We start from the raw sequence: 798 nt of genomic DNA on the forward strand, positions 1-798 counted from the left end.
AAGGGAAGCTGACTAACGAACAGCCTCTAAAAAGAGTGCCTCGCATATTCTTGAATTCTTCTGGATTATTTCAACAACTTATACGCACGTTCTTTTTGTGCTATTTCGCCTGTTTAAACGATATCTAAAGCATTAATATCGATTAAATTGAAAATCGCGATCACCCCCCCAAAACCAAGTATCTGCGGCTCTCAGAATCATCTTCATCACACGTAGAGAGGATCAAACGATCTCTCTCCAACGCATGATTTAATTGCAGGACTGGCGAATCTACGTGCTTGGTATGTTGCACAGAAAAATCTTGCTCATACTCTAGCGATTGGAGATGAAGCGACGCCCCCTTCTCCAGCAATGGCAAATTTTTAAAGTGCGTATCGTTATGCGCTTGGATGAGAAATATTTGTTTGCCTGTTTCTTCATCCACATGCACAGTCATCGCAGGGCTAAAGGCGAGTGCTTGCCCACTGGGTGTATTCAGTACAAACAAAGACTCGCCGATGGATGGTATTTTGAGCTGTGCGACGGGGTAAAAATCTGCCCACGGCCACGGTTTATAATTGCGTCCGTCACGCTCTGTTTTAAGCCAAGCGTTTTCGATCAACCACTGCCCTGTTAGCGCTTTTACATGAATCCATGCGCCTTGCATAACGAATAGCGAACCTAACGCCAAACCAATTGTTAAGACCCATGGCGCTAGTTTATTAGGCTGTTTCATAGCGTACTCCCTTCTTACTTAAACCAAGTAAGTTAAAAGCTAGCAAAGGCAAAACGGTAAGCCCTACGATCAGAAAACCGATG

At 44.1% G+C, this 798-nt stretch carries 1 protein-coding gene; it reads right to left on the minus strand.

Translation table 11 applies throughout. From position 1 onward, the window contains the following. Nucleotides 1-160 precede the first annotated feature (160 nt). Entirely contained in the window at nt 161-715 is a 555-nt protein-coding gene (locus tag A3738_RS07810) for a sortase domain-bontaining protein (protein ID WP_068478700.1), read from the minus strand. Nucleotides 716-798 lie beyond the last annotated feature (83 nt).

The organism is Oleiphilus sp. HI0066 (genome assembly GCF_001635725.1).

Bases quoted from the DNA above. Each gene is read 5' to 3' on its own strand.
- A3738_RS07810 (WP_068478700.1), bottom strand. From the start codon at position 715: ATGAAACAGCCTAATAAACTAGCGCCATGGGTCTTAACAATTGGTTTG.